We start from the raw sequence: 25,713 nt of genomic DNA, 5'->3' as shown, positions 1-25,713 counted from the left end.
GAGGAGCCTATCGGCACGGCAGTCCCACTTTGCTCGGCTGTGCTCCCCATCTGACAGGCTCACTATATGTGATTGTTAGTGGCAGATAATAGCCATTAAGCCTGCGGCTTTCTCTGATGGATGATGCCCAGCTTCAGTCTCTCAAATACCTCCGGAGAGAACTCGAACTGCCTCGCAGTCCCGCGCCCCATCGAATTCTTCACACGTGTCTCTCTCAGTATGCCCCGCGCGACGAGCGGCTCGACTGATTCCTTCACGCCGTTGCGCGTTAGTCCGGTGATTTCAATAATATTGGAAAGAGTTAGCTTCTCGTGGCTCTGGTGCATCATGTAGAGCACCGTCATCATTCCGATCTGCTTCAGTCGGGATTGCGGGGTTTCGCCTTCCACCGGATTGTCGAGGACTTCCTGCAGGGCGAAGGCCGAAAACAGCTGGTTCTGCCACTGGGCGTTAAGTGTGCTTGCCATCGGTTTAACTATCGTATATAGGCTAGTATAAAGAGTGGTGATCCGGCGGATCACTTTGGCTCCGAGCGGAACCGTGCGTGTGAAGGGTAGTGACCATGAAAAACTCTCTCCTACGGGCATTCGTCGCTGCGATCAGCTTAGCGTCCTTCTATCTTGTTTTCGACGTTAAAGCGCGTGCGGATGAGTGGGGATGCCAAGTTATCCTATGCCTTTCCAACCCCGGCGGCGCCACGCAGTACCCTGAATGCCAGCCGCCGATCCACAGGCTGTGGGACTGGCTTGCCAAGGGTCGGTCGTTTCCGACCTGCAGCGGCGTCGGCTTCCATAGTTCACGCCCTGGCTACCAGCCATATTACTGCAACAACGGCTATCGGCTGGCTAGCTCGTTCGGCCCACGCGGCCGTGATGCCATTTGCATTTCTACAAGACTACAGCCGGTTAGCAGGCGCTTCTGCTCTTTCGGGCGCGATGACCAAGGAGGTAACCGTGGTTCCGTCTCTTCGCCGCGATGGCAACGGGAGGGCGGGCGATCTAAGTGCATGGCGCAGGTCATCACCCGGCCAAATAAACGCCAGCAGCCGCACTACATCGACGTGACCATCGACGGCGTCGGCAAGGAAAGGATCTGGTACTAATCCATGCCCATTGCATTCGTTGATCTCGCGCAGACATGCGCACCCACAGTCGCGGCCGAAACGCTTGCCGGTGTCGTCAGCCTGGAAAGCAGGTTCGAACCCTTCGCCATCCGGATCAACAGCGGTCCGTCGCCATCGAAGCAACCGTCGACCAAGGCGGAAGCGATCGAGATCGCCACGTCACTGGTGGCCGAGCGCGAAGACATCCAACTCGGCCTTGGTGGACTCGGCTTGCCGGAGATCCAGAAACTAAAGCTTTCGATCTCCGACGCGTTTGATCCGTGCGTCAACCTTCAGGCCACGGCGACGCTGCTCAACGGATACTACCAGCTCGCAGTGAAGGCCGGGACCGATCCGAAGCGGGCCGAGCAGGTGATGCTGCAGTCCTGGTACGGCCGCGGCGATCCCTCCCTCGGCGCAATGGTCAACTATGACGAGCAGGTCCGCCAGGAGGTGAAGCGCCTCGGTAGGGTCCTCGCGACACTGACGATTGCAAATGGTTGGCAGGGGACGGGGCCGGATGAGGAAACGACCCGCGCTGTCCCGATCGAAAGCGCGGCGCACGATCCGCCTGCCGGCGAAACAGTATCCGCGCCATCCTGGGACGTCTTCAATTCGCGCCGGCGATCCTCGGTCCTGGTATTTCAGAACAGTCAAAATGGAGCAGAGTGAATGATTTTGGGTTCCCGTATCCCTCCCATCGCCGCTTCCGGTCTAATGGCCGTCGCCATCGTGGTCATCCTGGTCGAACCGGCATTCGCACAGGCCGCCGGCATCGAAACCGTACTGCAGAACATCGTCGATATGCTGACCGGCAACATCGCCAAGTTGTTGGCCGTCATCGCCGTGATCGTGATCTGCATCGCGTGGATGTTCGGGTACATGGACCTTCGCCGAGCAGGATTCTGGATCATCGGCATCGGCGGCATCTTCGGCGCCACCGAACTCGTGAACACCATAGTCGGGGGCTGAACCATGGCGACCGTCCGGCCGACGCTCGAGGAGGACACGCTGTTCGTCGCATGCACCCGGCCGGCGATGATCGCCGGCGTGACGATAGAAGCCCTGGGACTAAACATCATGCTTACGACGATCCTCTACATCGTCGCCGGCTCGATCGCCTATGCGCTCATCGGCGTTGCTTTCCATCTCGTCTTCCGCGCACTGGTCAAGCAGGACCACAATATGTTCCGGATCCTGCTGGCTTGGGTGGAGACGCGCGGCCGATCCCGCAACAGCGTCAATTGGGGTGGGGCGACGCTTTCGCCGCTGAGGCTCACCCGGCGCTTTGACGAAAGGGATCTTGGACTTGCCTAGCCTTGCAACCCTCAGGTCCCGCGAACTCGGTCCGGAGACCTTTATCCCCTATGTCCGCCATGTTGACGAGTCGACGATCGCACTCGATTCTCGGACGCTGATGGTGATGATCGCGCTCGAAGGCGTATCGTTCGAGACCGCCGACGTTCTCGACCTGAACGCTCTCCATCGCGACCTCAACACGCTCTACCGGAACATCGCCGACGAGCGGCTTGCCCTGTGGAGCCATCTCATTCGCCGCCGGGACAACGACTATCCCGAGGGAACCTTCGCGACCGCGTTTTCGGCCGCGCTCAACGACAGGTACCGCGCGCGCATGGTGCGTGAAGAATTGTTCCGCAACAACCTCTATCTGACGCTCCTCTGGTCTCCGGCTCGCGATCCCGCTGACAAGGCAGCGAAGCTCCTGTCGCGGCTGCGCCGGGCGCGTCGGGCGGGTGTCGAACTCGATGAGGAGGCTCTCAAGCAGCTTCGGGACAAGGTCGTCGTCGTCACTGCCGCTTTGAAACGATTCGAGCCGCGGGTGTTGTCCCTTTACGAGCACGACGGCCTGTTGTTCTCGGAGCCGAGCGAAGTGCTCCATCAGCTCGTCGGCGGCCGGCGAGAGCCGGTTCCGTTGACGGAAGGGCGCATCGCCTCGGCGATCTACTCGGACCGGGTCATTGTTGGCCGCGAGACCATCGAAATCCGGCACGAGGCGACAAGCCGCTACGCCGGGATGCTGAGCTTCAAGGAATATCCCGCCCGCACCAAGCCCGGCATGCTCGACGACGTGCTCACCAGTCCTTTCGAACTGATCCTGGCGCAATCCTTCTCCTTCGTCTCGAAGGCGAACGCCCGCGTGATCATCGGCCGCAAGCAGAACCAGATGGTCAGCAGCGGCGACAAGGCCGCCTCGCAAGTCGAGGAGCTCGATGACGCCATGGATGATCTGGAGTCCAACCGGTTCGTACTCGGCGAGCATCATCTCTCGCTTTGCGTATTTGCCTCCTCCGTCAAGGAACTGACCGACAATCTCGCCAAGGCGCGCGCCAGCCTGACGAGCGGCGGCGCCGTCGTCGCGCGCGAGGACCTTGGTCTCGAGGCGGCCTGGTGGGCGCAGTTGCCGGGCAACTTCCGCTACCGCGCCCGGTCCGGCGCGATCACGTCACGAAATTTCGCCGCCCTGTCCCCCTTCCACTCCTACCCGATCGGCCAGAAGGACGGCAATGAATGGGGTCCCGCTGTCGCTCTACTCACGACGGCGTCCGGCTCGCCCTACTATTTCAATTTTCATTACGGCGATCTCGGCAATACCTTCGTCTGCGGGCCATCGGGCGCCGGCAAGACCGTGCTGCTCAACTTCATGCTGTCGCAGTTGGAAAAACACCAGCCGCACGTGGTGTTCTTCGACAAGGACAGGGGTGCAGATCTTTACGTACGCGCCGCCGGCGGCACCTATCTGCCCCTCAAGAACGGCGTCCCGACCGGCTGCGCCCCCTTGAAGGCCCTCGAACTTTCGCCGCAGAACAGGGTGTTCCTGACACGCTGGGTCGGCAAGCTCGTCGGTTCATCACCTCGGGAAATGACCGTGACCGAACTCCGCGATATCGCTTCCGCCGTTGACGGTCTCGCCGATCTTCCGGTGGAGCGCCGGACCATCGGCGCGCTCAGGACTTTCCTCAACAACACCGATCCGGAAGGGATTGCCGCAAGGCTGCGCCGGTGGGAGAGGGGAGGACCGCTCGGCTGGGTCTTCGACAACGCAAACGAGGACATCGGCTTGGGGGAATTCGGCGTCGGCGGCAAGTTCGTCGGCTACGACATGACCGACTTCCTCGACAACGAGGAAATTCGCACGCCCCTCATGGCGTACCTGTTTCATCGAGTCGAGCAGCTGATCGACGGCAGGCGCATCATCATCGTTATCGACGAGTTCTGGAAGGCGCTCCAGGACGAAGGGTTTCGCGATCTCGCGCAGAACAAGCTCAAGACGATCCGCAAGCAGAACGGCCTCATGCTGTTTGCCACGCAGAGCCCACGCGACGCGATCGTCTCGCCGATCGCCCACACCATCATCGAGCAATGCCCGACACAGATCTTCCTCCCGAACTCCCGTGGCGACCGTGGCGACTATGTCGACGGCTTCAAGCTTACGGAGCGCGAATACGAGCTGATCGCGCGCGAGCTTTCCGTCGAGAGCCGCCGGTTCGTCTTGAAGCAGGGCCACAACAGCGTCGTCGCCGAGCTGGACCTCAGCGGTTTCGATGATGAGCTCGCCATCCTCGCCGGCCGAACCGCCAATGTCGAGCTTGCAGATGCGATCCGCGCCGAGGTCGGCGACGATGCCGAGAACTGGCTTCCGGTTTTCCAGCAAAGAAGAAGGAGTGCGAGCTGATGGCTTCCAACGGACTTGAGGGAGCGGCGCTTGCGGCGGCGCTCATGTTCTCCGCCGGCACGGCAGTAGGGCAGGGCATCCCGGTGATCGACCAGACAGCGATCGCCAAGCACATCGAGAGCATTGCGCAGCTCAAATCCCAGCTCGACGCCCTGCATCAGCAGATCGAGCAGGCGCAGCAGCTCTACGGGTCTCTCAACAAACTGACCGATATGGCTGATATCGCAGGCGTCCTGAACGATCCGGCCATCCGCAAGGCATTGCCGGCGGATTTCAACGCCATCGAGGGGCTATTCAAGGGCAATGGCCCGGGCGTTTTCGGCGACTCCGCCTCGAAGTTCCTGGAGGGCAATTCGACCTATCGGACCAGTGCCGACGACTTCTATGCCCAGGAGCTGTCGCGCATCCAGAACAGGAACGCCGGGCAGATGAGTCTCGGACAGCAGGTCTACGATGCGGCGACCAAGCGCATCGATGGCATCGACCAATTGCGCGAAAAGATTTCGACAGCGAGCGACGCTAAGGAGATCGCTGACCTGCAGGCCAGGCTCGAGGCCGAAACCGCCTTCCTCCAGACCGATGTGCTGCGAATGGAGGGTCTTCGCATGGTGCAGCAAGCGCACGCCCAGGTCGATGAGCAGCGCAAAGCCGAGAACTGGCGGCAGCGCATGGACACGATGAAGGCGGCGCTGCCATGAGGCGCTTCTTCCTTCTCCTTGTGACCCTCGTATTAGCTGCCTGCTCGGAGCAAGGCGGGCAAACCTATACCGTCGATGATCTGGTCGCCGACGAAGGCCTGCTCTCCAGCGTTATGACCGAGTGCCGCAATAATCCAGGCGAATTGCGCGGAACGGCGAATTGCAAGAACGCGGAAAGCGCCGACGGCAAGCTCCGGCTCGAGCGGATGCGGCAATCGTTGGGAGGCTGATACCATGTATGAGGTGTTCAGCTTTGTCGACGAGCAGTTCAAGACGCCATTGGAGGGCTTCATCTCCTCGGGGACGTCGAACATTGCCGAGTGGGTCTCCGGGCCCCTGACGGTAGCGGTCACCCTCTATGTCGTGCTCTACGGTTATCTTGTACTTCGCGGCTCGGTGTCGGAGCCGATTCTCGACTTCGCCTATCGGGTGATCAAGCTCGCGATCATCGTGATACTGGTGAAGAACGCCAGCGAATATCAGACCTATGTCACCAGGCTCTTCTTCGATGCGCTCCCGCGCGAGATCTCCCAGGCGCTGAACATGGGGACGGCGCCGAGCGCCTCCACCTTCGACAGCCTTCTCGATAAGGGGCAGGCGTCCGCGACGGACATCTGGTCGCGCGCCTCCTGGCCGGTCGACATTGTCACCGGCGTCGGTGGCATGATGGTGATCGGTGCGAGCTTCATCGTGGCGGCGATCGGCTACATTGTCTCGCTCTACGCGCGGCTGGCACTCGCCATCGTGCTTGCGATCGGCCCGATCTTCGTGGCACTCGCCATGTTCCGAGCGACGCGGCGCTTCACCGAAGCCTGGATCGGACAGCTTGCAAATTTCGTGATTCTCCAGGTTCTCGTCGTCGCCATCGGCTCTCTGCTGATCACCTGCATCGACACCACCTTCACGGCGATCGAGGGATACAGCGATGTGCTGATGCGCCCGATCGCGCTTTGCGCCATCTGCCTTGCCGCCCTCTACGTCTTCTACCAGCTTCCCAACATTGCCTCGGCTCTGGCTTCCGGAGGTGCATCCTTGACCTACGGCTACGGTGCGGCCCGAGACGCCCACGAAAGCACGCTCGCCGTGGCCGCCTCACGCGGATTCAAGGTCGCCGGACGCGGGGTTCGCGCGGTTGGGCGGACATTCAGATCAAAGGGCGCCGGTTCATGACGCCCCTTCGCACAAGCAAGAATGAGGGCCTTTCGGAATGACAAGAACTTTTCCGCTGCTGTGCATGGCGGCGATCTTCAGCGGCTGCGCATCAATGAGCCATCCACTCCCGACATGCGACGGCTATTCGCGCCGGCCGCTCAATCGCGCCATGTGGCAGTGGGAGAACAATAGCCATCTCAAACAGAAGCATTCCGACGCGCGCCCGGTAACCTCGCCGCGCATGGCTTCCTATGTCGAGGCACGCAAGCAGGTCTCGGCCTTCGCCCATCTCGATTTCGACGCATCCTATCGTTCTTGTAAGGGGTAGCGCGATGGTCTCAAGCGACGAGCTCAAGACGTACTTCGAAAATGCGCGGCGGTTCGATCAGGACCGTATGATCCAGGTCGAGGGCTCGGCTCGTATTGCCTGGTCGATCGCCATCGTTGCAGGCGTTCTTGCCGGTGCATCCATTTTCGCGGTCGCCGGCCTCACACCGTTGAAAACGGTCGAGCCGTTTGTCGTGCGGGTCGACAATTCGACGGGCATCGTCGACGTGGTGTCGGCGCTGACATCGACGGCGGGAACCTACGATGAGGCTGTCACCAAATACTTCGCGGCGAAATATGTGCGCGCTCGCGAAGGCTACGTCTGGAGCGAAGCGGAAGAGATTTTCCGCACGGTCGCCCTGCTGTCCACTCAAGCAGAGCAAGCCCGGTTCGCGGCCTTATATCGCGGCAGCAATCCAGAATCGCCGCAGAATACCTACGGGCGCAGTGCCACGGCGCGCATCAGCATCGCATCGATCTCGCTGATCAATCCGAATGTCGTCTCCGTTCGCTACATGCGCACGATAACCCGTGGGGAAGAGGTCCGGACGACCCATTGGGTCGCAACGCTCACCTTCGCTTATGTGAACGCGCCGATGTCGTCGACCGACCGACTTGTGAACCCTCTCGGTTTTGCCGTCAGCGAATACCGGGCCGATCCGGAGGCGATCAACTGATGCGGACCACAGCCATCTTCGCTCTCATTCTTTGCAGCTCGGCAGCCACTGCGCTTGCCCTCGAAATCCCGCGCGGGGCATCGCAGGACAGTCGGGTGCGTTTTGTCGATTACCAGCCCTACAACATAACCCGGATTATCGGCTCGCTTCGGTCTTCGGTGCAGGTCGAGTTCGCCCCCGACGAGGAGATCGCGCATGTCGCCCTCGGCAACAGCGTCGCCTGGGAAGTCGCGCCGGCTGGAAACATCCTGTTCCTGAAGCCGCGCGAGAACCAGCCGATCACCAATATCTCCGTCGTGACCAGCCGCCGCGACGGCTCCACGCGCAGCTACCAGATGGAGCTGACGGTGCGAGACGGAACGGTGGAGGTCGGCCAGGCCACCTACTTCTACGTCAAGTACCGCTATCCCGCCGATGACGCCGAGCGCCGCCGCCAGGCGGCCGCGGCGCATGCGATCGCGGCGCAAGCGAAGCAAGCTGACAATGCGCTGGCAATCCACGAGGCGCATGGACCGCGGAATTGGCGTTACTCCGCACAAGGGGCGCAGGCGCTGGAGCCGCAAGCGGTCTACGACAATGGCAAGGTTACGACCTTTGCCTTCGTCGGTAATCAGGAGATGCCCGCCATCTACATAGAGAACTCGGACGGCAGCGAGAACCTGGTGCCCAAATCGGTCGACGGCAGTTTGGTGCTCGTCCACGCCATCAGCCGGAAGTTCATCCTGCGCAGGGGTGGCGACGTCCTTTGCGTCTTCAACGAGGCATATGACCGGATCGGCATCAACCCTGACACCAACACAACGTCACCGTCGGTCGAGCGCGTCGTGCGGACCGATGCTGGCGCGGTGCAATAGGAGGTCGCGATGGCTCAGGAAGACGAAAGCCGCATACCGGGCGAGCGCGCCGAAACGGTCGCGGGGAGGCGGATCGACAACAATTCCGTCCGCAAGCGCGGCGCTGTGGCGCTGGCCGTCGTCGCCTTTGTCGCCTTCGCGCTTTGGTCGATGAGTGGTGAGAAGACGCCAGCGGATACCACGAGACCGGAGCGGGTGGTCATTCGGCAGACGACGAGCTTCGAACCCGCCAAGGAAAAGCTGGAGCCTGTCCGGACCGAGCCGGAGATCCAACTGCCGACGCCGGTCGTCACCGAAGAGTTGCTGGAAGAAGATCCGCTGCTCGATTCCGCCCGTCGCGCGCCGGTCATGGCCTATAGCGCTGGACAGGGGAACACGGCATCTCGCGGAGATGTCGTTGACACCTCCGGGTCGGCGGACAGCAATTTCCTGCCGCTCAATGGCAACGTGATGGGCGAGAATGGCGCCAGCAATGATGAGCAACGATTTGGCGCCTTGCTTCGGCCGACCCGGCTTGAGGGCTCGCGTGCGGGCACGCTCGGCAATCGGAATTACATTGTCGCGATGGGCACCTCGATACCCTGCGTGTTGGAAACGGCGATGGCGTCGGATCAGCCCGGCTTCACAAGCTGCGTGATCAATCGGGACGTTCTTTCCGACAATGGCCGCGTCGTGCTGATGGAAAGAGGCACACAGATCGTCGGCGAATACCGTGGCGGTTTACAGCAGGGGCAAAAACGCCTGTTCGTGCTTTGGAACCGTGCGAAGACGCCGAACGGCGTCATCGTTACGCTGGCGTCACCGGCGACCGATGCGCTCGGCCGTGCCGGCGTCGACGGCGATGTCGACACCCATTGGTGGGAGCGCTTCGGCAGTGCCCTTCTCCTTTCCATAGTCGGAGACGCCACGAGTTATGCCAACAGCCGCCTGCAGAACACCGACGTCGATGCGCAGAACACCACGAGCGCCGGCCAGCAGGCCGCAGCGATCGCGGTGGAGCAGTCGATCAACATCCCGCCGACGCTCCTGAAGCACCAAGGTGAGCTTGTATCGATCTTCGTCGCACGCGACCTCGACTTTTCCGGCGTCTACAGGCTTCGAATAACGGAGCCGCAGAACAGAATTCTTGATCGGACTGTGCTGGGTAACTTCAGTCCGCAATCGGCGTTGGTGACAAAGTAGGGTGGCATTATGACTGAGGGACCTGACGCAGCAGTCGTCCGCGAGCTGCTTGCTCCGTTTTCGCGGTTCTTGAAAGACAGGTCCCTTTATGAGGTGATCGTAAATCGGCCCGGGCAGGTGTTGACCGAAGGCGCCGATGGCTGGCGGACCCATGACACGCCGGAGCTGACCTTCGAGAAGCTGATGCGCCTTGCCCGGGCGGTGGCGTCGTTTTCCGATCAATCCATCGACGAGAGGCGGCCGATCCTGTCAGCGACCCTGCCGGGGGACGAAAGGATCCAGATCGTCATTCCGCCGGCGACAAGCAAGGGCATCGTCAGCATCACCATCCGGAAACCCGCTTCGGTGACACTGAGCCTCGAGGACCTCGAGAGGGATGGGCTGTTCGCGGACGTGACGCACGCCGGCAATGGGGGTTCAGCGGACCGTAGAATTGTCGATCTTCATCGAAAGGGTGCCTATGCTGAGTTCCTGCGTGAGGCTGTGCTGGCGCGGAAGAATATCATAATTTCGGGAGCGACGGGGTCAGGTAAGACGACACTCTCCAAGGCGCTCATGCGCCATATTCCGATCCATGAGCGGATCATCTCTATCGAAGATACCCCGGAACTCATTATCCCGCAGCCGAACCATGTGCGGTTGTTCTATTCTAAGGGAGGACAGGGGCTTGCCGACATCGGTGCGAAGGAGCTCCTCGAGTCCTGTCTGCGCATGCGGCCGGATCGTATACTGCTTCAGGAACTGCGCGATGGGACCGCATTCTATTACGTTCGCAACGTCAACTCCGGGCATCCAGGATCGATCACGACGGTCCACTCCGATTGCGCGGCGCTGGCGTTCGAGCAGCTAACGCTGCTCGTGAAGGAATCAGAGGGCGGCCGGGACCTCGATAGGGATGATATTCAGAAGCTTCTGAAGGTCGCGGTCGACATAATTGTCCAATGCAAGCGCATCGATGGGCGCTTCCGCGTGACGGAGATTTATTTCGACCCAGGCCATGCCGGGGCATTGAGATAGCGGGTGCAGTTCATTGATTTAAGGCGATGGATGCAAGTCGATTCCTGCATCGTCTGGGTGGGAAAGAAGAAGTCCAACGCTAAGGCGTAAAACAGCCTCTTTTTGCGACAACAGCGGTCATCGCAGCGGCTTGAGTCTAAAGACGCTCAAGGGGCTCACCTCTACCGAATACATCTGCGAATTCTGGACCACCGAACCCGAACGCTTCAGGTTCGACCCCATAAAATGCCTAACCAGTCTGATTCACGCCTGCCTCATCCGGCAGCCTCGACCTCCTTCAACGCACGGATGAAGTGGTCGTTTTCCACAGGCGAGCCGATGCTGACGCGAACATACGTCTCGAATCGGGGTTGTTTCCAGGGTTTGACGATGACGCCTCGCCGGAGCAGTGCTTCGGCCACCGGGGTCGCTTCTGTGCGTGCGTCGAAGAACAGGAAGTTGCATTTCGATGGTGCAATCCGGTAGCCCATCGTCGCGAGCTCTTTCTTCATCCGTTCGCGTTCGACAAGAGCAAGCTCGACGGAACGGTTTAGGTGATCGGTGTCATCAAAGGCAGTGAGGGCGGATACTTGGGCGATTGCATTGGTGTTGAACGGAGTGCGCGCACGATTGAAAAAATCGCAAAGGCTGCCGTCGCTGACAATACCATAGCCAATACGCAGGCCTGCCAGTCCGTAGGCTTTGGAGAAGGTGCGTAGCACGACCCAGTTCAAGCCCGTCACCTTCAGCATTTCGGCCGCACTTGGATAGTCGTCGCCGGCTGCATATTCCGCATAGGCCTCGTCGACCACGATGAGCGTTTCCGGATCGAGCGCGGCGACAACCTTTGCCAGTTGGAGCGGTGTCAGCCATGAGCCGACGGGGTTCATCGGGTTCGAGAACATCAGCATGCGCGGCTTGCGGGCAATCGCGGCGAGAAGCGCGTCCATGTCGACGGAGAGGTCGGGGGTGACGGTGACGCGATCGATCTTTCCGCCCATCAAAGTCGTATAATCTTCATGCAGGGGGAAGGATGGATAGAGCGTCACCACAGTCTCGCCCGCGCGCACGACGGAGCGGCAAATGACGGCGATCAAATCTTCCGAGCCGTTGCCGAGGATAACCTGATTGTTCTCGACATCGAAGCTGGCAGCCAGGCGGGCGCAGAGCGCGCGGCCCTGCGGATCGGGATAAAGCCGGGCTAGTTCGCCGATGTCGGGAAAGAGCCGACGCAAGGCGGGCGAGGGGCCGAGAGGGTTCTCGTTGGAGCCGAGCTTGGCTACTTCGTCGACATGGTACTTCGCTCGCACCTCCTCGAGCGTCAGTCCGGCATTATAAGGGGCGATCGAGCGGATTTCATCCCGTATAGGGCTTGAAGGGATTGCCATTTTACCGTCTCCATGAGGTGCACATTGCCATGTGCTATTCATAAGCCGGGATCCATGATCTGTATATATGTATAGACATGTTGTTGCGATAATGATGTCATCCCGGTGGGAACCAGAACAGGAGCCGTCATGACCCGCCCGATCTTCGACCTTTCCGGCCGCCGCGCTCTTGTTACGGGAGCAAGCCGCGGCATAGGGCAGTCTATCGCGTTCGCTCTGGCCGAGGCCGGTGCGCACGTGGCCGTGACCGCGCGAACGGTAGAGGGTTTGGCCGAGACCCGGGCACTGATCGAAATGACCGGAAGGCGCGCGGTGGCGCTTGCCCAGGATGTGCGCGACGTCGAAGCTTGCGCAAGCGTCACGAGAGCAGCGGCCGAGGGTTTGGGCGGTCTCGACATCCTGATCAACAATGCCGGGTTCGAGAATGTCCGGGCTTCCTTCGATGTAGACGAGGCGCTCTGGGAAACGATTGTCTCAACCAATCTGAAGGGCGCCTTCTTCTGTGCCCAGGCGGCGGGCCGGATCATGGCGGACGCAAACGGCGGAGCAATCGTCAATCTCTGTTCCCTGACATCCTACGTCGGCATTCCGACGGCGGTACCCTACGGCGCCTCAAAGTCCGGCCTACTCGGCGTGACGCGTGCCCTGGCAACCGAGTGGGCAGCGCACAACATCCGGGTGAACGCCATTGCGCCCGGCTATTTCCGCACCGCCATGACTGCAGCCTTCTACGAGAACGAGGACTGGCAATCCCGCATGCTGGACAAAATCCCTCAGCGGCGCTTCGGCAATGAAAGCGACATCGGCGGCGTCGCGGTTTTCCTCTGCAGCGATGCGGCTGCCTATATCACCGGGCATTGTATTCCGGTCGACGGCGGCTATCTCGCCTCGATCTGATCCGTGCGTGCGCGTGCCTGCATGAATGTTCCGTCGGGGGTGCAGACCGTACGAGGCACCCGTTTTGCGTGCTTGTCGTTCTGTCCGTCGCCGCCAAAACTGTCAGCGGCTTCGCGGATACCTCGCAATTGCACAATTAATTAGCATAAATCTTCGCAGTGCAAAAAATACGCAATACCGGTTGACGATACTTGTACTAATATGTATAGACAACTGATTAAAGGCCTGGTCGACTGCATTCCGCCGGGTCGAATAGAATAAAGCTTCGCCGCGGTCTCATCGGTTGGAGCAAGACAGGGGAATCTTATGGGCGTCGTTGCTGCCGATCTCCGTCCGGCCGGATCCGTCAATCCGATCGCAGTTTCCGTCAAGGACGTCGGCATGGCTTTCGGCGATGTTCACGCTGTCAGGAACGCCTCCTTCGACCTCCCGAAAGGGCGATTCCTGACCATTCTCGGCCCCTCCGGATCCGGCAAGACGACTCTGCTGCGCATGATCGCCGGTTTCGACCGTCCGACTAGCGGTGAAATCTTCATCAACGGGCGACCGGTCAGTGCCGTGCCGGCGCACAAGCGCGCCATCGGTATGGTGTTCCAAAAGCTCGCGCTTTTTCCTCATATGACGGCGGCCGAAAACGTCGCCTTTCCGCTCAAGATGCGACGCCATGACGCCCGCACGATCCCGGAAAAGGTCGTGCGCTATCTCGATCTCGTGCGCCTCGGCGGCTATGGTAACCGGCGGATCAATGAGTTGTCCGGCGGTCAGCAGCAGCGTGTCGCTATCGCCCGTGCGTTGGTGTTCGAACCGGACCTGCTTCTGCTTGACGAACCGCTTGCCGCGCTGGATCGCAAGCTGCGCGAGGAGATGCAGCTCGAGTTCCGCCGCATTCAAAAAGAGCTCGGCGTCACCACGATCAATGTCACCCACGACCAGCGAGAGGCGCTGGTGGTTTCCGACGAGGTCATCGTCATGAATGGCGGTTTCATCCAGCAAAAGGCCCGGCCGGTCGATGCGTATCGCGCGCCGTCGAATGCCTTTGTCGCAAACTTCATCGGCGTGACCAATTTCATTGAAGGCACGGTTGTCGAGCTTACTTCGGCGCAAGCCGTGTTCGAAGTCAGCGGTGTGCGTCTCGTCGGGATCGCAGCCGATGCTGCCCTTGCGACCGGCATACCCTGCAGTGGCGCGGTTCGCGCAGAACAGATCCGCATTGCACCGATGGACAGGCCACTCGAGGGCCTCGAAACGGTGGTCGACGGCGAGGTGGTCGATTGCATTTTCGAAGGCGAACGCGTCGTTTACGAAATTCAGGTTCCGGGGCTCGCCGGCGTGCTGATGCGGGTCTTCGACCACGATCCAGAATCTCATTTGCAGTTTGGTCCGGGTGACGAGGTCCGTCTCGGCTGGAATGCCAGGGATATGCATGTCTTTCAAAAATGACCCCGAGAAGGTTCAGCCAGAGGAGAATGTGTAATGCCGCATGAAAAGTTCCTGTCCACGCAAATCCACCGCCGGACGCTGCTTGCGTCGATCGCCGCGGCCGGCGCCTCGGCCGGTCTCTCGACGCTCGGCGCCAGTCGCGCCTTTGCCCAAGAGCCGGAAAAGCCGGCCGAGATCATCGTTCGCGCCTGGGGCGGCAGCTGGGTCGATGCTCTCAAGGCTGGTGTGTCCGACAGCTTCACCAAGATGACCGGGATTGCCGTTCGTCACGACCTGACCGAGGACAACGAGATCCAGCCGAAGGTCTGGGCCGCTGTTGCCCAGAAGCGTGTCCCGCCGATCCACATCAACTGGGATACGACTACGAATGCGACAAAGTCGGCGCTGCGCGGGGTGACCGAGGACCTGTCGGACCTGCCGAACCTCAAGAACGCCACGGATCTTGCCAAGCCGGTCGGTCTCGACGGCTATCCGATCGTCAACACCTACGGCTATGTTTACGTGCTCGCCTATCGCCCGTCGGCCTTCCCGAGCGGCGCACCAAAGTCCTGGAAGGATCTGCTCGACCCCAAGCTCAAGGGTCGGATCGCACTGTACAACGACGGCATCGGCTTCCACTTCCCGGCCCAGGTCGCCGGCGGCGGAAAGCTCGAGGACATTCCCGCCAACATGCAGCCGGCCTGGGATTTCATCTCCAAGATCAAGGAGCAACAGCCGCTGCTCGGCGAGGACCCGGATTTTACCACCTGGTTCCAGAAGGGCGAGATCGACGCCGCCTGCACCATTTCGACCAATGCGCGCGAAGCCAAGAAGAACGGCATCGAGATCGCCTGGGTCGTGCCGGAGGAAGGCGCTAAGTTCGACACCGACGGCCTTTGGATCCCGAAGGGTCTGCCCGAAAATGAGCTTTACTGGGCCAAGCAGTACATCAATCACGCCCTGACCAAGGAAGCACAGCAGATCTGGCTCGACGGTCTTGGCCTTCCCGGCGTCATCCCGGGCATCACGCCGCCGGCCGATCTCGTGGGCGATCCCTCCTACCCGACCACGGAAGAGGACTTCAAGCACCTGATCCGTATCTCGTCAAAGATACAGGTCGAGAACGAGAGCCAGTGGTTCGCCAAGTTCAAGGAAATCATGCAGGGCTAATTGCTTGCGTGCCCGCCGCGTTCCTTCTCCCGGCGGGCAACCTCTCTCGTGAAACAGGATCGGTGCCATGCGCGCTTCCCGTGCCGCATATCCCCTGACGTGGCGCGTCATGGATATGCTCGAACGCCTTGCGGCTATCGTCTGGCCCTCGAGCTTCCAGCGAGGCTTACCTTATCTCATGCTGATGCCCGCGATTGTGCTCGTGGGGCTGCTTGTGCTCGGTCTCGTCCAGATTGGCGACACGAGCCTGAGAACGCTCGATACCAATACCTTCCTGATGTCGGAGAGCTATACGCTCGCCAATTATCAGCGTGTTCTGACCGAGAGCTTCTTTGCGACCGTAGCCGGCCGCAGCCTGATTGGGTCGGTGATCGTGACCGTGATCACGCTGGTGCTCGCTTTTCCATATGCTTATCTCATGGTGCGCACGCCCTCGTCCGCGCTTCGCAAGTTCCTGCTAGTTGCGCTGTTCCTGCCCTTCTTCATCGGGCAGGTCGTGCGCGCCTACGGCTGGCTGATCATTCTCGGCAACCAGGGCATGGTCAACGAGGCGCTCGGTCTCGTAGGCGTCCCGCCGATACGGCTGCTCTACAACTACCCTGCGGTACTGTTCGGCCTCGTTCAGTACATGCTGCCTTTCGCGGTGCTGATGCTTGCACCGGCTTTGACCGCGATCCCCAACGAACTCGAGGCGGCAGCGTCCTCGCTCGGCGCGGGCTGGACCCGCACTTTTCGCCACATCGTTCTGCCACTTTCCCGACCCGGGCTCGTGGGTGCCGGCCTAGTCGTGATGACACTGTCGCTCACTGACTTCGCTATCCCCGCCATCCTCGGCGGCGGCACGCAGGACTTTATCGCCAACGCGATCTACGACCAGTTCTTCCGCACGTCCGACCAGGGCATGGGTGCCACGCTGTCGCTGATGCTCGTTGCGGTCGGGTCCATGCTCGTCGGCGTCGTGTTCATGGTGTTCGGCGCAGGCACGCTCGCCATGACAGGAGACCGTAAATGACGGGCAGCAAAAGCAAATCCTTCGTTCTATGGGCTTTCGTTGCGACTGCGCTTCTGATGTTGTCTGCGCCCACTGTCGTCGTGCTCGGAGCCTCGTTTACGGCCGGAAACATCATCACCTTTCCGCCGGACGGCCTATCGCTGAAATGGTACGGCGCGATCGCCCAGGCAAGCGACCTCAGGCAGGCCTTCCTGCGTTCGCTGATCGTCGCCTCGATATGCACCGTTGTCTCGATCCCGGTCGGCACGCTCGCCGGCATCGCATTGGCCAAGTACCGGGTGCGGTTTGCCCGATCGATCCAGATCTATCTGCTGTTGCCGTTCACCATTCCGCTGATCGGTTCCGGTATCGGAATGATGCTGGTACTCGGCAACATAGGCGTTCTCGGACGGTTGTGGCCGGTGGGTATCGCCTGCTCCGTCATCAACCTGCCCTTCATGATCTGGGCTGTGACGGCGAGTGCCAGCAATCTGTCGCCCGACCTGGAACTGGCGGCGGCCAATTGCGGAGCGCCGCCGCTGCAACGCTTTTTGTACATCACGCTGCCAGCAGTCTTGCCGGGCGTGATCACGGGATCGCTGCTGATGTTCATCCTCGCGCTCAACGAGTTTCTGGTCAGCCTGCTGCTGGTCGACGCTCGAAGCGTGACGCTGCCGGTGCAAATCTACAATTCCATCCGCTCGATCATCACGCCCGACCTGGCCGCCATCTCCGTGGTGTTCATCGCCTGCGCCGGTGTTGCGATCGCGCTGCTCGACCGCCTGGTCGGTCTCGACATCTTCCTGAAATCGAAATGACCCTTCGGCCCTGCGCGGCCTAGATGCCAAGGACAAGACGATGACCAACGTGTCTTTCTACGAGTACTCCAAGCTGAACCCCGAAGAAAAGGCCGCCCTGCTGCGCCGTTCGGAAACCGACATATCGGCCTTCATCGAGAAGGTCGCGCCGATCCTCGAAGCCGTCCGCACTGAGGGTGACAAGGCGCTTGCACGCTTTGGCCGCGAACTCGACAAGGCCGATGTCACGGAAGCCAATCTCAAGGTTACCGCCGCAGAGTTCGATGCGGCCTTCAAGCTGGTTGATGCAAGCGTCCTCGAGTCCGTTCAATTCGGTATCGACAACATCCGCAAATTCCATGAGGAGCAGAAGCCTGAAGCCATGTGGCTGAAGGAGATCCGCCCCGGCGCTTTTGCCGGAGACCGCTTCACGCCCATTCAGTCGGTCGCGCTCTACGTACCACGGGGCAAGGGCTCCTTCCCGTCGGTGACTATGATGACCTCGGTCCCGGCCGTGGTTGCAGGCGTCTCCAATTTGGCCATCGTCACCCCGCCGGCGCCGGACGGTTCGGTCGATGCCGCGACGCTGGTTGCCGCGCGCCTCGCCGGTGTCGAAACCGTCTACAAGGTGGGCGGCGCGCAGGCCGTTGCTGCCGTCGCCTATGGTACCGAAACCGTCAAGCCGGCGGTGAAGATCGTGGGTCCCGGCAGCCCGTGGGTGGTCGCCGCCAAGCGCTCGCTCTCCGGCGTCATCGATACCGGTCTTCCCGCCGGTCCCTCCGAAGTGATGATCCTTGCCGACGATACGGTCCATGGAGGCCTTGCCGCGCTCGACTTGCTGATCGAAGCCGAACATGGCCCTGATTCCTCGGCCTATCTCGTTACTCACAGCCGCCGCGTTGCCGAGGAGGCGCTCGCAGCCCTTCCAGAACACTGGGCGAAGATGACCGAACAGCGCGTCGCCTTCTCAAAGACCGTGCTGAGCGGAAAGACGGGCGGTATCGTTCTCACCTCGTCCATTGAGGAGAGCTACGAGTTTGTCAACGCCTATGCCCCGGAGCATCTGGAGCTCCTGTCGGAACAGCCCTTCATTCATCTCGGCCACATCACCGAAGCTTCCGAAATCCTAATGGGCACCCATACCCCGGTCAGCATCGCCAACTTCTCGCTCGGACCGAACGCCGTATTGCCGACCAGCCGCTGGGCCCGCACGTTCGGTCCGCTGTCGGTCACTGATTTCGTCAAGCGCAGCTCGATCGGCTATGTCACGGCACCGGCCTATCCGGAATTCGCCAAGCATTCCCATAATCTGGCGATCTACGAGGGTTTCTCCTCGCATGCGCTTGCCGTATCGCCCGTGCGCGATCGTTATCTGAAGAAGGGCGCCTGAACCATGAAGGCTGTGCGGCTTTACGACGCCAAGGATTTGCGGGTGGGGGAGGTCGCCGAACTGTCGCCTCCGCCGCCGGGCTTCGTCAACCTTGAAGTAAGGGCTGCTGGCATCTGCGGTTCCGACCTTCACAACTACCGTACCGGCCAATGGATCTCGCGCCGGCCCTCGACGGCAGGCCATGAATTCTGCGGTCGCGTGACTGCGATCGGAGAGGGGGTCAGCCACGTGGTGCGGGGAGACGTCGTCTCGGCGGACTCACGCATGTGGTGCGGCACCTGCCCGGCTTGTACGAGCGGCCGTAGCAATGTTTGCGAGACCTTGGGCTTCGTCGGCGAGATCTGTGACGGCGGCTTTGCCGAGGCGGTACAATTGCCAGCCCGACTGGTCGTGCGCCACGATCCGAAGCTTTCGCCCCATGTTGCCGCCATGGCCGAGCCGCTGGCAGTGGCCTTGCATGCCGTACGTCGCCTTGCCATTCCGGCCGGCGAACCGGTCCTCGTCATCGGCTGCGGCACGATCGGCGGGTTGAGCGCGCTTCTTCTCTCCCGGCTGCATGACGGTCCGCTGCTGCTCGGCGATCTGAACGCCGACAAAGCCGCCCTTGTCGCCGAGGTGACTGGCGGCGCGGTCGTTGCTCTCGACAGGGCGGTGGTCGAGGCCGCGCTTTCCGGCGGAAGGGTGCGCTATGCACTGGATGCCACCGGCAGCATCCAGGCGATCGCCCGAGCTCTCGACATTCTGTCGGGCGGCGGAGCGCTGGCGCTCGTCGGCATCGGCCACGGCAAGCTCGATTTCGATCCGAACATCATAGTGGAGCGGGAGATATCGCTCGTCGGCTGTCATGCCTTTGCCGGCGAGTTGCCTGAGGCCGTCGGGTTGCTCGTCGATCTCGCGCCCGCGCTGCAACGTTTCATCGAGGTGCTGCCGGCGCTCGACGATGTGCCTGAGGCTTACGAAAGGCTGCTGCGGGGCGAGAGCAAGGCGCTCAAGACGATTATTGAGGTGGCGGGCTAAGTCCAGTCCGTCATGTCATTTCGATGCCGGCTCATTCGAGGCGGCGGTGGAGGCAGTGAACCATGAATACGCTCTCAGATTCCGCATCGCCACTCTATGAGAAGGTGAAGGACTTTGTCCTCGGTAACATCGGCAGCGGCAAGTGGGCCCGCAACAGCCGGCTTCCGTCTGAGAACGAGCTCGTGGCGGCACTCGGCGTCTCCCGTATGACCGTTCATCGGGCGCTGCGGGAACTCACTTCGGAGGGGCATCTGCGCCGCATTCAGGGCGTCGGCACCTTTGTGGCTCCGCCGAGGCCCCAGTCGACATTGATCGAGATCAGCAACATCATCACCGAGATCAGGGCGCGCGGTAGCCGGCACCGGGCCGAGGTGTTTGTGCTCGAGCGCATCGGACGACCGGAACCAGAGCTTCTGCTCGCCTTCGAGTTTGAGGCGGTGAACCCCGTCGACCATTCCGTCGTCATTCATTTCGAGAACGACCTGCCGGTCCAGCTCGAGGAGCGCTACGTCAATCCCAACCTCGTTTCCGGCTATATCGACCAGGACTTTGCCGCCGTCGCCACCTATGACTACCTGCAGAATGCCACGCCGCTGACCGAGGTGGAGCACCTCATCAGCGCTCTGCCGGCCAATGTTGAACAGGCTCGTCTGCTGAACGTTCGCCCTGGTGACTGCTGCCTGATCCTGCACCGCAAGACCTGGACAGGACCGGTCGTCGCAACCGTCAATACCTTCACCTATGTCGGCAGCCGCTATTCGCTCGGCAGCCGCTATCTGCACGGCGGCAAGTGACCGCCGTTCCTATGCCCAGAAAGACCCATCCGGAAAGAACGCCATGAGCCAGCCCACGAGCCGCACCGCGGAAATAAGGAAGTTCGCCAAAACCGGGGACGGCAAGGCGGAACAGTTGCTGGCCGAGCTGCTGCGCGATCTTTTCAGGATCGAGGTGAAGAACGTCGCGATTAATCACGACCAATATAGTCTCAATTCGCTCAACGGTTTCTTCGATACCGAAGATGGCGCGTTCTTTTTCAAGTTCCATCAGGAAGAAGGCGAGGAGGCCATGAGCGGCGAATATTACCGCGCCGACATCCTCGCCCGTGCCGGACTTCCCGTAGATCAGCCATTGCTGATGTCGGCGCTTCCGGGCGAACAGATCCTCGTCTATCGCAGACGCACTGATCCGCGTTTTTCCGATGTGCTGCGAGCGCTGGACCTGAAGGACGATGCTGTCGCGAGAGAAAGGGCTGTTGAGGCCGAACGCAGGCTAAGCGAAGCCGTGCTGAAGGTCTATCTCGACACGCTGCATCCGGTGAATGCGGGAGAGGTTACGGCCGAGCCGATCCACCGGCTTTTTTACGAACGGCTCATCGATCCGTTGGAAGGAATCTATCCGGGCGGCCGAATGGCGAGCTTCTATGTCGGCAAGCACTTTACCTTTCCCAACCTGACGATCGATTGGGAGACGCTTTCGCGCTGCCGGTTTGTGGTGAACGGTATCGAATACCGCGACAGCCTCGGTGCTCTCTTCGATGCCGCGCATGAGCGGCTGAATCCCTTGCGGCTAACCGATGCCGGGGGAGTGGTCGCGCATGGCGATGCCCACAACGCAAATGTCTGGTACGAGGAGCGCGATGACAGGGCACGTTTGTCGCTTTTCGATCCCGCCTTTGCCGGCGAGAACATCCCGACATTGCTCGCCGAAGTGAAGACGACCTTTCATAACATCCTCGCCCATCCGCTGTGGCTCTACGATCCTGCCATGGCGGCCGAGCACTACAAGGCAAGCGTGATGCTGGATGGTAGTCTGCTCCGCGTTACGACCGACTTTATGCCAAGTTCCGCCAGGAGGGCGCTTCTCGACGTGAAGGCAGGGGCACTATGGCGTCCACTGCTCCACGAACTGAAGGCGCGGGGCATGCTTCCGGCCGACTGGCGCCGGGTCATCCGGCTTGGCCTTTTCCTCTGCCCAACGCTGGTGATGAACCTGCGGGCTGGCGCAACGACCCATAACGCGATTTCCTCCCTGATAGGCTTCTCCGTCGCGGTGATGGCCGGAAGCGAGCCGGTTGCGGGAGACGATTTAATTTCACGCTTCATCGATACAATCGATCCGGACAACTGCTGACATGGCGCTGGTCAACATCGACGACTTTCGCGATCTCGCCCGGCGGCGGCTGCCGAAGATCTTTTTCGACTATATCGACGGCGGTTCCTTCGATGAGGAGACGATGAGGGCGAATCGCTCGGACTTCTCCCGCCTAACCCTGCGCCAGAACGTGCTGGTCGAGCCGCAGCCGCAGGACCTTTCCACGGCCTATCTCGGGAAACGTCATCCCCTGCCGTTCATGCTCGGGCCGGTCGGCTTCCTCGGCCTCTATTCCGGCAAGGGCGAGGTCAAGGCCGTGCGGGCGGCGCATGCCGCGGGAATCGCCTTCTGCTTATCAACCTTTTCCATCGCCTCGCTCGCCGACCTTCGGATCGTCACGGACGGGCCGCTGCATTTCCAGCTCTATGTGCTGGAGGATCGCTCGCTCTGCGAGGAATTCCTACGAGCGGCAGAATACGCCGGCGTCGACACCCTGTTCGTAACGGTCGACACCGCCATTACGGGCATTCGCGAACGGGACGTGCGAAACGGGTTCCGATCGCTGACGCGGGTGACGCCGGACCTCTTCGCGCGCCTCGCGCTGAAGCCGCGCTGGCTTGCAGAGGTGGCCCTTGCCGGCATGCCGTCGGTCAGGGCTATCGAGCACCGGCCGGAATTCGGTCGCGGCGCGCTAGAGCAGGCGGCCAATCTCTCGCGCCGAATCGACAAGACGCTGTCGTGGAAGGACATCGCCTGGCTGCGCGAACGCTGGCCGGGCAAGCTCGTGATCAAAGGCGTTCTCACGCCCGCTGATGCCGTACGCGCTCGCGATCTCGGCTGCGATGGAGTGGTGATTTCCAACCACGGCGGACGCCAGCTCGACGGTGCCCCGAGCACGATCCGCGCCCTGCCCAGCATTCGCGCCGCCGTGGGAACCGACTTCTGCCTTATGCTTGACGGCGGTATCCGCCGCGGCGCCGACGTCATCAAGGCGATCGCACTCGGCGCAGACGGCGTGATGCTTGGCCGGGCTTATGCCTACGCCCTCTCGGCCGCCGGGCAGGCGGGGGTGGCCGAGGTGATCGCCATCCTCGAGCGCGAGATTTCGATCAGCCTTGCGTTGATGGGGATTGCCTCGGTCGAGCAACTCAAGGCTCTCGGCGCGGAAGCCGTCTCGACACTCTGACGGAGCGCCGCCCGTTTTTTGAGGGCCGGGCTGCTGCCGTCGCCACCATCGTCATCCGCCCACCATCCCTTCTAATCATCACCAAGCGGCTCCTCTGCCTGCTGACCGTCAAACCCGTTATGAGTATCTGGAGCAACTGGTGCTCTCGAATGGAACGCCGATTCATCGGACGTCATTATTTTTCGCGGTCCCGGCATCACCGGGAATCTCGCCGACAAGGCACGCCGCTTTGGCATCCCGGTCTTGCAGCTCTCGGAAGACGGCGCGTGAAGCGCCGTTTTCTTGCAATCTGGAAAGCATGGACACGATGGAGATCGACGAAGGAGGATGACCATGCGCCAGTTCACAATAGGCAATCTCAACAGGCGGGTCGGCGACGTCACCGACGCCGCCAGCGCGAACCCGTCGTTCTCACAAAGCACAGGAAACGGCGCTTCGTGCTGAAGAGCTACGAACACTACGAGCGGATGCGCACCGGCGGAGATCCGCGGCGCGGCTACCGCGCGTCCGAGATGCCGAGGAAATACAAGGAACTCTTCGCCGCGGAGATCCACCGGCTGGCGGCCGGGGAGGGGTATGACAATGAGCCGTGAGTTCTGCCCGATCAGGTCATCACCGGTCCCTATCTCTGGGCATGGCAGCACGAGTGCGGAGAGACAAAGGGCGGAACCCTGATCGACCTGGGTTGTGGTCGCTGCGCACATGAGCCGCCGAGGGCCGACCGCATCGCCCTCCAAGTCTCCGACATAGAATGCCGGCCTGGAGGCCTCACCGACCTTAAACGGTGTTGGATCGTCGTCGACCAATACGATTGCGACCTCGCCGAACACTCCGGTATATCGAGCCGCATGCAAAAGCCCTCGGCGGTTTCAGCGACGCCTTCATGATGAGGATTGCGGCTGCATTTGCCGGCGCGTCGCGGAGGTCTGGTCGACGTTTCATTCGAACGGGATGAACGCGCGCCGGCCACGATTGCTCTCGATCGACGGATCGCCAGGTATCCGCTGAGGGTCTGCGGTCGTACCGATACCTTTACGGCGAGCAAGATTGTCGAAGATCCCCTGGTCGATGTGGGCGCCGGCCAGCTTCAAGAGATTGATGCTTGGTCTGCCGGTGATGCGGTCACAGCCGCAGCCCCAACGTCAGCCGAGCGATGTGGCAGCAGCGCAGCGCGCTCGCTCGCGCCAACTGGCAGGGATGGACGAAAAGGACATTGTACCGGGCGGTGTATCCACATAGCAGGTGCTGGCGGCCTTTGCAGTGCTTGACCGGATGGCTGGAGTGGTCTGTCGCCGGCTTCGGCTGCACGAAACCATTCCCATTTCTGGGCGCCCTTTAGCCGACCGCCTGCTTTTGCGGTCAACCCCTAAAAGGGGTACGTCTCGGCGAAAATTCCACAAAATTCAATTTTTCAGTTCTTTCACACGGGCGCCGAATGCTCTCCTCCCGAAAGCGGGGTGAAAGCGCGCCCATTTTTGGCGAGAAAATTGAATTTTGCGGAATTTTCGCCGAGATGACCGCAGCAGATCGGCCGTCTCTTTTAGCGCCATCGGGAATGGTCCCGAGCAACCGAAGGAGACAGTACCATGGCCACCACAATCGCAACCCTGACGCAGAAGACCGACGGCAGCCTCGAAGGCGTCTTCGCCACCATCCGCGTCAACGCCCCGATCGCCATCATCCCGAACGCCAGCAAGGCGAGCGAAGAAGCCCCCGACTACCGCGTCGTCCACCGCCGCACGGGATTCGAGATCGGCGCGGCCTGGAACCGCATCGCCCGCCAGACCGGCGAAGAATACCTCTCCGTTAAGCTGGAGGCCCCGGAGATCGGAGTGATCTTCGGCAACCTCGCTCCGGCTCCCGGCGGCGATCCGAGCCGGAAGGTGATCCTCTGGAACAACCCGAACTGAGGCAACCGGTCGGCCCCGAGCAATCGGGGCCGGCGCACGCTTGCGTCATCCGGAGAAACTGCGGCGGCGCGCCTCCTTCTCGAGCGCCGAAGGGGAAACGGGCGCGGGCATCGAGCCCGTGCCCGTTCCTCACTCCTGCCAAACGATAGGAAAGTCTGTCTGCTCAGAAACGCCAACTGTGCCATGAGGGCCCGCACCGCCTCAAGGACGAGCGGTTCCCCCCAATTTTCCGGCGCCGCCCAGGAGGGCGTCGTCAGAAAATCGGTTCCCCCACTCGCCGCCGCTGGCGGTCGCTCCGCGATCCTGGACCCGGTCCGGTCCTCACGACCCCGGGCGCCATCTTTCACAGTATCCAAGGAGATGGCGACGATGACGATGGAACAACATATTGAAGAATTGCGCGCCGAGCTACGGAACGCCCTTGACCCGGCTGAGGCCCGCCAGATTGCGGCCGAACTGGAACTGGCGCTTGCAGAACGCGAGTTGATCTGGGCCGAACAAGACGGACACGTCAGCCCGGACCCTCCCTTCTGAGGGTGGCTTTTCCGTCGCCATGGCCCAACACGCCGGATCGACCGGCGCATTGGGCTGAAGCTCTGCTTCCGGTCGCCTCTCCGCCGTATATCAACATGGGCGCTCTTGCTCCGCCTTTGGTCAACGCCAACGCGAGGCGACCGCATCTTGCTTAATACCGTCCCGTGACGCTCTAGAGCGGGATGCATTTAGGCGGATTCGGAAAGGGGATTCCTTTTTCTGCGCAAATCAGATTCACCAT

The 25,713-nt window shown here is 61.2% G+C and carries 26 protein-coding genes and 2 pseudogenes; 26 read left to right on the top strand and 2 right to left on the bottom strand.

All coding sequences use genetic code 11. From position 1 onward, the window contains the following. Positions 1-95: 95 nt before the first annotated feature. A complete protein-coding gene (locus M1D34_RS22095; protein WP_498782055.1) occupies positions 96-467 on the bottom strand; it encodes a MarR family transcriptional regulator in 372 nt (123 codons plus the stop codon). Positions 468-562: 95 nt separating this feature from the next. On the opposite strand from M1D34_RS22095, the gene M1D34_RS22090 reads away from it, so the two are divergent. From M1D34_RS22090 to virB11, 13 genes and pseudogenes are all read left to right on the top strand, one after another. Then, on the top strand, positions 563-1,102 hold the full coding sequence (locus M1D34_RS22090) for a hypothetical protein (RefSeq protein ID WP_498782053.1): 540 nt from the start codon (positions 563-565) through the stop codon (positions 1,100-1,102). Positions 1,103-1,105: 3 nt separating this feature from the next. Next, positions 1,106-1,778 (top strand): annotated as a pseudogene (locus tag M1D34_RS22085) (lysozyme family protein). Then, the gene (locus tag M1D34_RS22080) at positions 1,775-2,074 is read left to right on the top strand and encodes a TrbC/VirB2 family protein (RefSeq protein ID WP_498782051.1); all 300 of its coding nucleotides are present in this window, start codon (positions 1,775-1,777) and stop codon (positions 2,072-2,074) included. The pseudogene M1D34_RS22085 and the gene M1D34_RS22080 overlap by 4 nt, the downstream one beginning before the upstream one ends. A gap of 3 nt (positions 2,075-2,077) precedes the next feature. Continuing rightward, positions 2,078-2,419, top strand: a complete 342-nt coding sequence (locus M1D34_RS22075) for a VirB3 family type IV secretion system protein (protein WP_498782049.1) — start codon at positions 2,078-2,080, stop codon at positions 2,417-2,419. Continuing rightward, positions 2,412-4,796 carry a VirB4 family type IV secretion/conjugal transfer ATPase gene (locus M1D34_RS22070; protein ID WP_498782047.1) on the top strand — a complete coding sequence of 795 codons (2,385 nt, stop codon included), beginning with the start codon at positions 2,412-2,414 and terminating at the stop codon, positions 4,794-4,796. The genes M1D34_RS22075 and M1D34_RS22070 overlap by 8 nt, the downstream gene beginning before the upstream one ends. Further along, positions 4,796-5,494: a P-type DNA transfer protein VirB5 gene (gene virB5, locus M1D34_RS22065; protein ID WP_498782045.1), complete on the top strand. Its 699-nt coding sequence runs from the start codon at positions 4,796-4,798 to the stop codon at positions 5,492-5,494. Before M1D34_RS22070 ends, virB5 begins: the two co-directional genes overlap by 1 nt. Next, positions 5,491-5,724 (top strand): EexN family lipoprotein, encoded by a 234-nt coding sequence (locus tag M1D34_RS22060; protein ID WP_498782043.1) that lies wholly within the window; start codon positions 5,491-5,493, stop codon positions 5,722-5,724. The genes virB5 and M1D34_RS22060 overlap by 4 nt, the downstream gene beginning before the upstream one ends. 4 nt (positions 5,725-5,728) lie before the next feature. Beyond that, the gene (locus tag M1D34_RS22055; protein ID WP_498782041.1) at positions 5,729-6,664 is read left to right on the top strand and encodes a TrbL/VirB6 family protein; all 936 of its coding nucleotides are present in this window, start codon (positions 5,729-5,731) and stop codon (positions 6,662-6,664) included. 37 nt (positions 6,665-6,701) lie between these two features. Next, positions 6,702-6,974, top strand: a complete 273-nt coding sequence (locus M1D34_RS22050) for a hypothetical protein (RefSeq protein ID WP_498782039.1) — start codon at positions 6,702-6,704, stop codon at positions 6,972-6,974. 4 nt (positions 6,975-6,978) lie between these two features. Beyond that, positions 6,979-7,650 (top strand): VirB8 family type IV secretion system protein, encoded by a 672-nt coding sequence (locus M1D34_RS22045; protein WP_498782037.1) that lies wholly within the window; start codon positions 6,979-6,981, stop codon positions 7,648-7,650. Beyond that, entirely contained in the window at positions 7,650-8,504 is an 855-nt protein-coding gene (gene virB9, locus M1D34_RS22040) for a P-type conjugative transfer protein VirB9 (protein ID WP_498782035.1), read from the top strand. Before M1D34_RS22045 ends, virB9 begins: the two co-directional genes overlap by 1 nt. A 9-nt stretch (positions 8,505-8,513) precedes the next feature. Further along, complete coding sequence (gene virB10, locus M1D34_RS22035; RefSeq protein ID WP_498782033.1) at positions 8,514-9,686, top strand: type IV secretion system protein VirB10; 1,173 nt, start codon at positions 8,514-8,516, stop codon at positions 9,684-9,686. Between the two features lie 9 nt (positions 9,687-9,695). Continuing rightward, positions 9,696-10,703, top strand: a complete 1,008-nt coding sequence (virB11, locus tag M1D34_RS22030) for a P-type DNA transfer ATPase VirB11 (protein WP_498782031.1) — start codon at positions 9,696-9,698, stop codon at positions 10,701-10,703. 254 nt (positions 10,704-10,957) lie between these two features. Here the strand turns inward: virB11 and M1D34_RS22025 are convergent, their stop codons facing one another. Next, a complete protein-coding gene (locus M1D34_RS22025) occupies positions 10,958-12,070 on the bottom strand; it encodes a histidinol-phosphate transaminase (RefSeq protein ID WP_498782029.1) in 1,113 nt (370 codons plus the stop codon). A 129-nt stretch (positions 12,071-12,199) separates the two neighbouring features. On the opposite strand from M1D34_RS22025, the gene M1D34_RS22020 reads away from it, so the two are divergent. The 13 genes and pseudogenes from M1D34_RS22020 to M1D34_RS21960 all read left to right on the top strand — a co-directional run bounded on the left by M1D34_RS22020 (position 12,200) and on the right by M1D34_RS21960 (position 25,472). Beyond that, the gene (locus M1D34_RS22020; protein WP_498782027.1) at positions 12,200-12,967 is read left to right on the top strand and encodes an SDR family NAD(P)-dependent oxidoreductase; all 768 of its coding nucleotides are present in this window, start codon (positions 12,200-12,202) and stop codon (positions 12,965-12,967) included. 306 nt (positions 12,968-13,273) lie between these two features. Continuing rightward, complete coding sequence (locus M1D34_RS22015; RefSeq protein WP_498782025.1) at positions 13,274-14,407, top strand: ABC transporter ATP-binding protein; 1,134 nt, start codon at positions 13,274-13,276, stop codon at positions 14,405-14,407. Between the two features lie 33 nt (positions 14,408-14,440). Further along, complete coding sequence (locus M1D34_RS22010) at positions 14,441-15,556, top strand: ABC transporter substrate-binding protein (RefSeq protein WP_498782023.1); 1,116 nt, start codon at positions 14,441-14,443, stop codon at positions 15,554-15,556. Between the two features lie 67 nt (positions 15,557-15,623). Continuing rightward, on the top strand, positions 15,624-16,568 hold the full coding sequence (locus M1D34_RS22005; RefSeq protein ID WP_498782021.1) for an ABC transporter permease: 945 nt from the start codon (positions 15,624-15,626) through the stop codon (positions 16,566-16,568). Next, entirely contained in the window at positions 16,565-17,365 is an 801-nt protein-coding gene (locus M1D34_RS22000) for an ABC transporter permease (RefSeq protein WP_498782019.1), read from the top strand. The genes M1D34_RS22005 and M1D34_RS22000 overlap by 4 nt, the downstream gene beginning before the upstream one ends. A gap of 40 nt (positions 17,366-17,405) precedes the next feature. Beyond that, positions 17,406-18,734, top strand: coding sequence for a histidinol dehydrogenase (gene hisD / locus M1D34_RS21995; RefSeq protein WP_498782017.1), 1,329 nt, complete (start codon positions 17,406-17,408; stop codon positions 18,732-18,734). A gap of 3 nt (positions 18,735-18,737) precedes the next feature. After that, entirely contained in the window at positions 18,738-19,751 is a 1,014-nt protein-coding gene (locus M1D34_RS21990) for a zinc-dependent alcohol dehydrogenase (protein ID WP_498782015.1), read from the top strand. 62 nt (positions 19,752-19,813) lie between these two features. Next, a complete protein-coding gene (gene hutC, locus M1D34_RS21985) occupies positions 19,814-20,545 on the top strand; it encodes a histidine utilization transcriptional repressor HutC (protein ID WP_498782013.1) in 732 nt (243 codons plus the stop codon). Positions 20,546-20,660: 115 nt separating this feature from the next. Beyond that, complete coding sequence (locus M1D34_RS21980; protein ID WP_498784330.1) at positions 20,661-21,881, top strand: hypothetical protein; 1,221 nt, start codon at positions 20,661-20,663, stop codon at positions 21,879-21,881. 1 nt (position 21,882) lies between these two features. Next, positions 21,883-23,028, top strand: coding sequence for an alpha-hydroxy acid oxidase (locus M1D34_RS21975; RefSeq protein ID WP_498782011.1), 1,146 nt, complete (start codon positions 21,883-21,885; stop codon positions 23,026-23,028). 333 nt (positions 23,029-23,361) lie between these two features. Then, positions 23,362-23,621 (top strand): annotated as a pseudogene (locus M1D34_RS21970) (type II toxin-antitoxin system Phd/YefM family antitoxin). Between the two features lie 993 nt (positions 23,622-24,614). Next, complete coding sequence (locus tag M1D34_RS21965) at positions 24,615-24,938, top strand: DUF736 domain-containing protein (protein WP_498782009.1); 324 nt, start codon at positions 24,615-24,617, stop codon at positions 24,936-24,938. 369 nt (positions 24,939-25,307) lie between these two features. Continuing rightward, on the top strand, positions 25,308-25,472 hold the full coding sequence (locus tag M1D34_RS21960) for a hypothetical protein (protein WP_498782007.1): 165 nt from the start codon (positions 25,308-25,310) through the stop codon (positions 25,470-25,472). Positions 25,473-25,713 lie beyond the last annotated feature (241 nt).

This window comes from Ensifer sp. D2-11 (assembly GCF_054161295.1).
The sequence above is the reverse complement of the archived record's forward strand: the minus strand, read 5'-3'. Positions and strand labels throughout refer to the sequence as shown.

What these genes read in the sequence shown, in the direction of transcription:
- M1D34_RS22000 (WP_498782019.1), top strand. Translation starts at nt 16,565, where the DNA reads ATGACGGGCAGCAAAAGCAAATCCTTCGTTCTATGGGCTTTCGTTGCG.
- M1D34_RS21990 (WP_498782015.1), top strand. Translation starts at nt 18,738, where the DNA reads ATGAAGGCTGTGCGGCTTTACGACGCCAAGGATTTGCGGGTGGGGGAG.
- M1D34_RS21960 (WP_498782007.1), top strand. Translation starts at nt 25,308, where the DNA reads ATGACGATGGAACAACATATTGAAGAATTGCGCGCCGAGCTACGGAAC.
- M1D34_RS22005 (WP_498782021.1), top strand. Translation starts at nt 15,624, where the DNA reads ATGCGCGCTTCCCGTGCCGCATATCCCCTGACGTGGCGCGTCATGGAT.
- M1D34_RS22095 (WP_498782055.1), bottom strand. Translation starts at nt 467, where the DNA reads ATGGCAAGCACACTTAACGCCCAGTGGCAGAACCAGCTGTTTTCGGCC.
- M1D34_RS21975 (WP_498782011.1), top strand. Translation starts at nt 21,883, where the DNA reads ATGGCGCTGGTCAACATCGACGACTTTCGCGATCTCGCCCGGCGGCGG.
- M1D34_RS22025 (WP_498782029.1), bottom strand. Translation starts at nt 12,070, where the DNA reads ATGGCAATCCCTTCAAGCCCTATACGGGATGAAATCCGCTCGATCGCC.
- M1D34_RS22010 (WP_498782023.1), top strand. Translation starts at nt 14,441, where the DNA reads ATGCCGCATGAAAAGTTCCTGTCCACGCAAATCCACCGCCGGACGCTG.
- virB10 (WP_498782033.1), top strand. Translation starts at nt 8,514, where the DNA reads ATGGCTCAGGAAGACGAAAGCCGCATACCGGGCGAGCGCGCCGAAACG.
- M1D34_RS22060 (WP_498782043.1), top strand. Translation starts at nt 5,491, where the DNA reads ATGAGGCGCTTCTTCCTTCTCCTTGTGACCCTCGTATTAGCTGCCTGC.
- M1D34_RS22045 (WP_498782037.1), top strand. Translation starts at nt 6,979, where the DNA reads ATGGTCTCAAGCGACGAGCTCAAGACGTACTTCGAAAATGCGCGGCGG.
- hutC (WP_498782013.1), top strand. Translation starts at nt 19,814, where the DNA reads ATGAATACGCTCTCAGATTCCGCATCGCCACTCTATGAGAAGGTGAAG.
- virB11 (WP_498782031.1), top strand. Translation starts at nt 9,696, where the DNA reads ATGACTGAGGGACCTGACGCAGCAGTCGTCCGCGAGCTGCTTGCTCCG.
- virB9 (WP_498782035.1), top strand. Translation starts at nt 7,650, where the DNA reads ATGCGGACCACAGCCATCTTCGCTCTCATTCTTTGCAGCTCGGCAGCC.
- M1D34_RS21965 (WP_498782009.1), top strand. Translation starts at nt 24,615, where the DNA reads ATGGCCACCACAATCGCAACCCTGACGCAGAAGACCGACGGCAGCCTC.
- hisD (WP_498782017.1), top strand. Translation starts at nt 17,406, where the DNA reads ATGACCAACGTGTCTTTCTACGAGTACTCCAAGCTGAACCCCGAAGAA.
- M1D34_RS22055 (WP_498782041.1), top strand. Translation starts at nt 5,729, where the DNA reads ATGTATGAGGTGTTCAGCTTTGTCGACGAGCAGTTCAAGACGCCATTG.
- M1D34_RS22090 (WP_498782053.1), top strand. Translation starts at nt 563, where the DNA reads ATGAAAAACTCTCTCCTACGGGCATTCGTCGCTGCGATCAGCTTAGCG.
- virB5 (WP_498782045.1), top strand. Translation starts at nt 4,796, where the DNA reads ATGGCTTCCAACGGACTTGAGGGAGCGGCGCTTGCGGCGGCGCTCATG.
- M1D34_RS22020 (WP_498782027.1), top strand. Translation starts at nt 12,200, where the DNA reads ATGACCCGCCCGATCTTCGACCTTTCCGGCCGCCGCGCTCTTGTTACG.
- M1D34_RS22015 (WP_498782025.1), top strand. Translation starts at nt 13,274, where the DNA reads ATGGGCGTCGTTGCTGCCGATCTCCGTCCGGCCGGATCCGTCAATCCG.
- M1D34_RS22050 (WP_498782039.1), top strand. Translation starts at nt 6,702, where the DNA reads ATGACAAGAACTTTTCCGCTGCTGTGCATGGCGGCGATCTTCAGCGGC.
- M1D34_RS22075 (WP_498782049.1), top strand. Translation starts at nt 2,078, where the DNA reads ATGGCGACCGTCCGGCCGACGCTCGAGGAGGACACGCTGTTCGTCGCA.
- M1D34_RS22080 (WP_498782051.1), top strand. Translation starts at nt 1,775, where the DNA reads ATGATTTTGGGTTCCCGTATCCCTCCCATCGCCGCTTCCGGTCTAATG.